The organism is Mycolicibacterium flavescens (assembly GCF_001722335.1).
In the GTDB taxonomy this organism is placed as follows: Bacteria; Actinomycetota; Actinomycetes; order Mycobacteriales; family Mycobacteriaceae; genus Mycobacterium; species Mycobacterium flavescens.
In genome coordinates, this window is record NZ_MIHA01000030.1 from 45,567 (window position 1) to 52,912 (window position 7,346).

Consider the following 7,346-nt stretch of genomic DNA (forward strand, 5'->3'; position numbering starts at 1 on the left):
AGACACCAACGAGTCTCCCCGCCAATGATTTGCAGGAAGCTGGCGCACTCCGCAGCTTCGAATATCCAGCGAGGGAGGCGATTCCGCCCACCCTCAAACCCTCAACAGCCGAACTATCGCTGAAGGAATTGCAAAGAACATGACCGCCACGACACCGCTGGGATCCGACGCCAGGGCGTGGGCCGCCGAGAACCTTCGAGGCTTCTATATGTGTCCTGTCACGCCCCTTACTGACGAGTTCGAGCTGGACGAAGAGGGTCTGCGGCAGAATATCGACGCGTTTGTGGAGATGGGGTGCACCGGCCTTGTCGTCGGCGGGTTTTTCGCCGAGGGATGGAACATGACGCTGGCCGAATGGCAGCGTTACCACGAGGTGGTCGCCGGTGCCACCGCCGGCCGCCTGCCCTTGTTCACAATCATTCTCGACCATTCGGCCTACCAGGCGATCGAAAAAATGCGGTTCGTGGAGTCCCTGGGCTTCACCGGCGCCGAGATCATGAACCCATCGGTGCAGCTCAAGACCGACGACGACGTGGTCGACTACTTCGACTTCGTGGCGCCCGCCACCGGGCTGGCGCTTGTGCTCTACCGGACGCCGGTATCCGGTTTCGTGTATAGCCACGACGCCGTCGCTCGGATCGCCGAGCACGCCAACGTCGTCGGGATCAAGAATGGCACTTTGAGTTGGACCGACAGCATCGCCTTACGCCACCGCTTCGGGGACCATCTTGTGATCAGCGAGCCGAATGAGCGCTATTGGGCTCATGATGCTGCGCTCTTCGGGGGTCGGGTGCTTTACGGGGAGCTCTCCCTGATCCTCTACGGGAAACGGCGGCAGGAACTGCACCAATACACCGACCTTGCGTTTGCTGGTGAACTCGCGGGGGCGCTACCTGTGTCGGCGAAGGTGGACGCAATTCGCCAGGTGTACGAAGAGGTGCTCATCGGCCGCATCGCGGCAACGGGTTCCTACGTCGCGGCCATGCCCTATCTGAAGGCGTGGTTCGAACTGTTGGGGCTGCGTGCCGGCCCGGTGCGACCGCCCGTCAAAGCCCGGCTGTCTGCTCCGGAGCGGGAAGTCCTGCAGGAGAAACTGACGGCCGCCGAGGCCATCTGATGCGCGTCCTGATCCTGGGCGCTGGTGGGCTCGGATCTGTCTTGGGCGGATATTTGGCGAACATTGGCGTCGATGTCACCCTGGTCGGCAGGCCCGCGCACACCGAGGCCATCACGCGCTACGGTCTCCGAATCACGGGCCGTCGGGGCGACCTGGTGATTACTGATAACTTGACCGCGGTCGACCAGACAGCCAAAGCCACGGGGCATTTCGATTACCTGGTGTTGGCGGTGAAGGGCAAAGATACCGCGCAGGCCCTGGCGGAGGCCGACGGGTTGCGTGATTGCGTGAGCAGCGCGTTGTCGGTGCAGAACACCGTCGAAAAGGATGCGACGCTCGCCGGGTGGCTTGGGCCCGACAGGGTGATCGGAGCCTCCACCATCGAGGGCGGCACCTTGCTCGAACCGGGGCTCGTCAGAAATCACCTTACAGCTGAGGTGACCGCTTACTTCGGCGAACTTGACGGGACATCTAGTGCGCGCGTCGACGACTTGACGGCTGCCTTCACCAACGCCGGCCTTCCTGCAAAGGCGGTAGGCAACATCGAGCAGGTCGAGTGGGAAAAGCTCGCCCAGATCGCGCTGGCGGCCGCGTGGTCGGTCACGGCACTGGGCGCAATCCCTGACGCCTCGGTCTTCGAGGGCATGGAGGTGCGCGAGGGAGCGATGTACTTCGTCGCGCTGGCAAAGGACCTTCTTGGGGTCTACCGGGCGAAGGGCTACGAGCCGATGAACTTCTTTGCGCCTCTCTCCCGCCTGAAGGAACTCGATGCCCTTCCGACGGCCGACGCGATCGAGTTTGTCATCGGGCAAGGCAGAGCAATGCGCGAGAAGGGAAACTCGGGACACCCCTCGATGTACGAGGATGTTCTGCGACGACGTAAGACCGAGGTCGACTTCATGCTGGCGCCTTATCTCGCCGCCGCTCAAGAACTGGGCATGGATACACCGACGCTGCGGGTCGCCTACCAGATCATCAAGACCGTCGACCGATTCCTGGCCTAGCAATGACGCGGTTCGAAGGCGATGTTCAGGTAGCGCGCAAGGTGTGTTGGGGAGTGACGCCGAACTTGCGCCGATACTCCGCGCTGAAGCGGCCCAGATGACCAAAGCCCCACTTCATCGCTACGCGGGCAACAGTCACGGCACTCTCAGACGACGCCGCCAGTTCTGCATGCGCACGGATCAGCCGGACTTCGCGCAGATACGTGAGCGGAGGGAGCCCGACGTGCCGCTTGAAGCTCTCTTGAAGAGCGCGGACACTGATACCAACCTCGCGAGCAAGATCGGTTGTCGTCCAACTCCGTTCGGGATGCTCCTCGATTAGGTCGAGAGCTGTCCTGAGTACTCTGGGCGGCGGCGCTGCGTGTTGGTCGGCGGCGAGCGCCATGGCCTGATAGTGAGGTTGGGCGAGTAGAAACCCATGCATGAGCAACTGTTCGAAATGTCGCCCGGTCATCGGATGTTGCACGATGCTCTCAGGGCGAGAGACCTCCCGATACAAGACCGATAGCAGCGCAGGCCACGCACGACTGCTGTCCGCCGTCAGGTCCATGCTATGCGCGATATTCAGCGGCCTAACCGCAGGTCGTCCAAGCAAGCCCTCGAGTTCGTATTCCAGATCCGTGCGGCTGAACTTCACGCACAGCTGACCACAATCGGCGGCCCACTTGATGCCGGCAGGACGGCCTGGGAGGAAAACCGCCGCCTGCGTGGGCGTCGCTTGGGCCGTGGCGGAGCCGCACCACGAATCGGCGTAGCTGGTGAGGGGAACGTTGATGTGGTAATCATCGAGCGCAGTCGAATTGACGAGCTCGACATCTGCACCGTACCGAAGGTAGCCAACGGTCACAGCACCGATTCGTGCGGCGCTGAGCCGCGCATTCAAACGCTGGCCGCGACGGGAGTAGCGGAGACGGTGCGGTGTGAAAATTTCCGAAGCGAGGTGCTCGGCCGCGCTCAACTGTTCGGTGCATACGGTCTCGCGTCGGCTGAAGTACGATCCTGCCATCTTCGGCCCATCCGCCATTGGTAACATCTCACTTTCTCGCTGCGGTAACCGCAGTTCGCCGACAGAATCTGTCGCTCCGTCGAACACCAGCGCGGAAGGCCTGGCCTCCGACTCAGGGTCCTGCGTCACCCAACCGCATTCTAGTGGATGAAGAACTCTGTTATGCAGAGAGTGATTCTTTTAAACGCGTGTTGCCCTTTCTCCGTGCAGCAGGGTCACTGGCTGCCGCGTGCATCGTCCACCTCGATGGTGTGCTGGCCGGCGACCGCCCCGACCCCGATATTGCTGTTGAAGGACGCTCTGGAGCTGTGTGAGCTTGCCGGCGTCAGCTCGACAGTTGTCGCGTGGCGTTGACTGGTGCGATCGCACCCCGGTGCGAGTGCCGTCCGGAGGGGATTCGCGCCTCTGGCGGGAACACATCCGATACCAGCTTGCGTGTGCAATAGCCTGCGCTCACAGATCCATGCCAGCGGAGATGGAGGAGCCAATCGGGCCTGAGGGGTCTGCATACCTTGAGTGCGGAATGTATTACACAGTGGGGCACTGAATAATCACAACGATTTTGCTTCTCGTCGCGCCTTCCGGTCGTGCAGGCCAGTGGGTTGAGCACTTCTGGCATCCATCCCATTCCTTCAAAGCTTGGAACCTTCTCGCGCTCTGAAGACATAGAGGTCGAGATCAAAATCGCTGGGAGAGAAGGAAAAATGATGGCTTCTTCTCAGACACCTCGGCCACACTAGTCCAGCTGGCGATGTTGCGCTAAACGCTCTGCCAAAGCTCGCGATGACCAAGTTGTGGTAGTCGATAGAAAAGATATCGCCCGACACCGCACGGCGCACAATCGCCTTAGTATCACATCGAAGCGGATGATTTGGAGATAAGTCAATATTCGCGAAAAAAGGAACCGCACAGGCCGTTTCGGTGATCATCACCGACACAGATTGACAATTCGGTTTAAGTGCACGAGCCTGTCATAGCTCCTCGACCGTGCCGTCGGACCAGATAACCATTTTCCGTAATCAGGGTGCGCGTAGATGTGAACCTTATACAGATGGTCTAGGTCATCCCACCAGACCCAAGACCCAGCGCCTACCATCCAGCGCTGCGCGACACGGCCATCAGAGAAGACGCACATTTCAAATTGCGCCTCGTCAGGCGGTTGTAGTTGTCCTTCTCGAAGTCGTCCTTCACGTCTCTGGCGAGCCGGCGATAGACGACAGCCGTTCTCACAGGTCAACCTCTGACAATCCCATCACGTCTAGCGTGCTCGTGAGAAGCAGAGACATAGTAGGCGGAAGGTCGCACCACGGAAGAGATCAGACGGCGCCGGGTGAGCGCCTGCGACAACGGCGGACGGTCGTTTGGGGGTGAACCTACCCGAGGAAGACATTTAGGGTGTCATTGCGCGGATCCGGAAGCACGTACGGTGATCGCCGCCGACGGGCATTCGTGTGCTGCCGCGCGGGCGTTGACCTCTAGATCAGCGGGAATGTCGCGCACCAATATCTCCGCCTTCCCAGCCGCGTTGATAGCGAAGACACTGGCGCGACGTCCACGCACAACTGGTAGCCGCAGCACCGACGTGGATCGACTTCCGCATGGATCACTTGTCCACTCCTCACTTAAGTGCACCCCTCCACCGCGATGGATCGAGCGGAGGACCAAGGCACGCCGCCGCGCAGCACCTGCAGTTGTCATCACAGACGTCCTTTCACGATTGGGGAAAGGGCGTCAAGTAGGAAACGATCCCCTGCTCACTGACGTGCGCGAGGTCAATGGCCAGGACCGTACGGGTCCTCGAGAAACCGCGAAAGGCTTTCCTTGGTCTGCCATGACAAACTCTCAAGTTCCAACGGGTCGAGCTGAATTCGGAAGCCGAGGCGGGGGCTGGCAATCTCCAACCGCTCTCCATTGCGGGTAAAGATTTTGTCGACGGTGACGACGGCGAACTCGTTCGCGATGGTCGTCGCCGCACCGTGGTCGCCGGTCACGACTGTACCTTTCTAGGTTTTAAGTAATGCAAGCTCAACGTCGCCCCGTTAGAAGAAGTTAGCCAGATTGTGGGTGCCGACAACGGCATGATCAAGCACTACCCGTCGGCTCGCTAACCGCAGGCCCATCTCACTGCGGCGGATGACATCGTGGCGCTCCGCAGAGATGAGGTCGTGCTGCGGACTGTCCCCCCTGTTGCGGAACACGAGAAGGTTGGAGCGGACATCGTATTCGTCCGTCCCTGCGCCGGGGCGTACCCGCACATTCGACACGTGGTGTCGGATCCGTGAGGGCGGATCTTCTGCCCATGCGTATTCGGTGTCCAGACGTAGCACCCGCAGCTGCAAGCCTGCGTAGTCGTCATCCCAGTGGGTCATGGTCGTCGAATTTCCGTCGCCGTTGGCGCGTTCTCTGCTCACGCGCACCGGGATGACGTAGTGGATATCTTCGGCGCACAGTTCTAGCCAGTCGTGAAACCGGCCGTCGTTCAGCAGCTCCGCCTCTTCGAACAGAAAGTTCTCCATCTCGCAGCGGAGCAGAAGCTGTTGCTCGACCGTCGCTACCATGGCACACCATCCTTTATGACTTGGTTGATTGTGGTTGTGAGACAAGCAGGTGCCTGATGCCTCATCAGGCGACCTCGTCTGCATTGGTCCGAGATTGCGCGAGTAGTTGGGGTTTGGGCTCGGTTTCGCTGGCGTCATCGCCTGAGTCGGTGAGTAACTCCAACAGGCGACCCCAGAATTCGCGTTGGTTACGCTCCGCGTACCCGCTGGACAGGGGACGACCGGGCCCCTTCCACGTGTCGTCGCTGGTCAGCACACCCATGCCCATCTCGAAGTTGAGTGTCTGGCTGCCTGCGAGAATGCCTTGCGTTCCCGCAGTGATGGAGCGCCAAGTCTCGGCGTCGTCCTGTTCGAACACACCGGAGATGCCGAACGTTCGTACGTAGGTCTCATACGACTGCTGTTTGAACTCTTCGTCGGCATCCTTCTCGACGAGAAACCACGACCACACTTCCATCGTGTCGTGTGACAGTGGACGCCACAGCCGAAATGTCAACATCGGCACTGGCATTGACTTCTTGTCCCTACCGATGAGGACGTTGAGGAACGACAGGTTGGGAAAGACCGTGCCGTGAATGAAGGCCGAACGCTGAAGCATGTCTGCGCGGTCCTGATCGCCGTAAGCCGCTGCGAGTCCATCGACGATCTCGGGTGGATAGTTCATAAAGGGCGGCATCGGTTGCCCGGGCGGCACCCCGAGGACGCCGAGGCCGTGACCGTTGGAGAGACTGATATGCGCCGGCTCCGACGCGAATTTCGGATCGGGCGGAGCCAGACCGAGCTCGACCGCCGATCGGTGCGTCATCAACGTGTGGTAGGCGTCCCCGACAAAGTTGTCCGCGCCGAGCTTCCAGTTGGAGTCGATGATCCAACGCTGGGGCTCACCCCGCACCTCCAGTCCACCCTTGGACTTCTGGGTGATCAGGTCCAGATACCACGCCATATCGCCCAAATAATCAACGAGAGGTTCTGCCTTCTCGTCCAGGCAACCGAATATCATTCCGCGGTAGTTCTCGAGGCGCGGAACCTGGGTAAGACTCCACTCGTTCTTGTCCATCTCGACCCCATAGACCTCTTTTTGTGCGGGTACACCCGCCAGAGTTCCGGTATTGCGGTAGGTCCAGCCGTGATAGGGGCAGCGGAAGTGCGAAGTGTTGCCCATCTCCGTGCGGCACAGCATTGTTCCGCGGTGCCGACACGAGTTCGCCATGGCGCGCACTTCGCCGTCTTCGCCGCGGACAACGATGATCGAACCGCCACCCAGATATCGGACCACGTAGTCCCCTGCCTGGGGGATCTCCGTCTCGTGGGCCAGGAATTGCCAGCACCGGCCGAAGACTCGCTGAGCTTCGAGCTTGTGGAGTTCTGCGTTGGCGACCAGCCCGGCGGGCAGACGGCCCTTAGCAAGGCCTTCTTGGCCCGCCGCTACCAGTTGCTGAATGTCGTTCTTACCGACAATAGACATGTACTTCTCCTACGTTTCTTGGATTGGGCTGCGTAATGTTCTCTTGGACAGATGTTTTCGTGATTGCGGCGTTCATGTTGTTGCGGCTTCGAGTGCGCCTGGTGGTGTTTGGGCGACCATCTGGTGGCCCCACACACTGGGTCGGTCGTACTGAGCGACTGTCCAGGTTTCCTCGTCGACGGTCACCGCATCCCAG

At 60.3% G+C, this 7,346-nt stretch carries 7 protein-coding genes and 1 pseudogene; 2 read left to right on the forward strand and 6 right to left on the reverse strand.

Annotated elements, in window-relative coordinates; translation table 11 throughout:
- Positions 1–139 precede the first annotated feature (139 nt).
- Together BHQ18_RS26750 and BHQ18_RS26755 are read left to right on the forward strand one after the other, a co-directional pair.
- Entirely contained in the window at positions 140–1,117 is a 978-nt protein-coding gene (locus BHQ18_RS26750; protein WP_069416678.1) for a dihydrodipicolinate synthase family protein, read from the forward strand.
- Positions 1,117–2,121: a ketopantoate reductase family protein gene (locus BHQ18_RS26755; protein WP_011891529.1), complete on the forward strand. Its 1,005-nt coding sequence runs from the start codon at positions 1,117–1,119 to the stop codon at positions 2,119–2,121. The genes BHQ18_RS26750 and BHQ18_RS26755 overlap by 1 nt, the downstream gene beginning before the upstream one ends.
- A gap of 25 nt (positions 2,122–2,146) precedes the next feature.
- Here the strand turns inward: BHQ18_RS26755 and BHQ18_RS26760 are convergent, their stop codons facing one another.
- The 6 genes and pseudogenes from BHQ18_RS26760 to BHQ18_RS30870 form a co-directional block, all read right to left on the reverse strand.
- The gene (locus BHQ18_RS26760) at positions 2,147–3,256 is read right to left on the reverse strand and encodes an AraC family transcriptional regulator (RefSeq protein WP_069416679.1); all 1,110 of its coding nucleotides are present in this window, start codon (positions 3,254–3,256) and stop codon (positions 2,147–2,149) included.
- Between the two features lie 1,269 nt (positions 3,257–4,525).
- Positions 4,526–4,825: a ferredoxin gene (locus tag BHQ18_RS29350; RefSeq protein ID WP_225933553.1), complete on the reverse strand. Its 300-nt coding sequence runs from the start codon at positions 4,823–4,825 to the stop codon at positions 4,526–4,528.
- Positions 4,826–4,899: 74 nt separating this feature from the next.
- Complete coding sequence (locus BHQ18_RS26765) at positions 4,900–5,118, reverse strand: hypothetical protein (protein WP_011559095.1); 219 nt, start codon at positions 5,116–5,118, stop codon at positions 4,900–4,902.
- 48 nt (positions 5,119–5,166) lie between these two features.
- The gene (locus BHQ18_RS26770) at positions 5,167–5,685 is read right to left on the reverse strand and encodes an aromatic-ring-hydroxylating dioxygenase subunit beta (protein ID WP_069416680.1); all 519 of its coding nucleotides are present in this window, start codon (positions 5,683–5,685) and stop codon (positions 5,167–5,169) included.
- Between the two features lie 64 nt (positions 5,686–5,749).
- Positions 5,750–7,150, reverse strand: a complete 1,401-nt coding sequence (locus BHQ18_RS26775) for a Rieske 2Fe-2S domain-containing protein (RefSeq protein WP_069416681.1) — start codon at positions 7,148–7,150, stop codon at positions 5,750–5,752.
- A gap of 72 nt (positions 7,151–7,222) precedes the next feature.
- Positions 7,223–7,346: pseudogene (locus BHQ18_RS30870) on the reverse strand (VOC family protein); the annotation flags it as partial.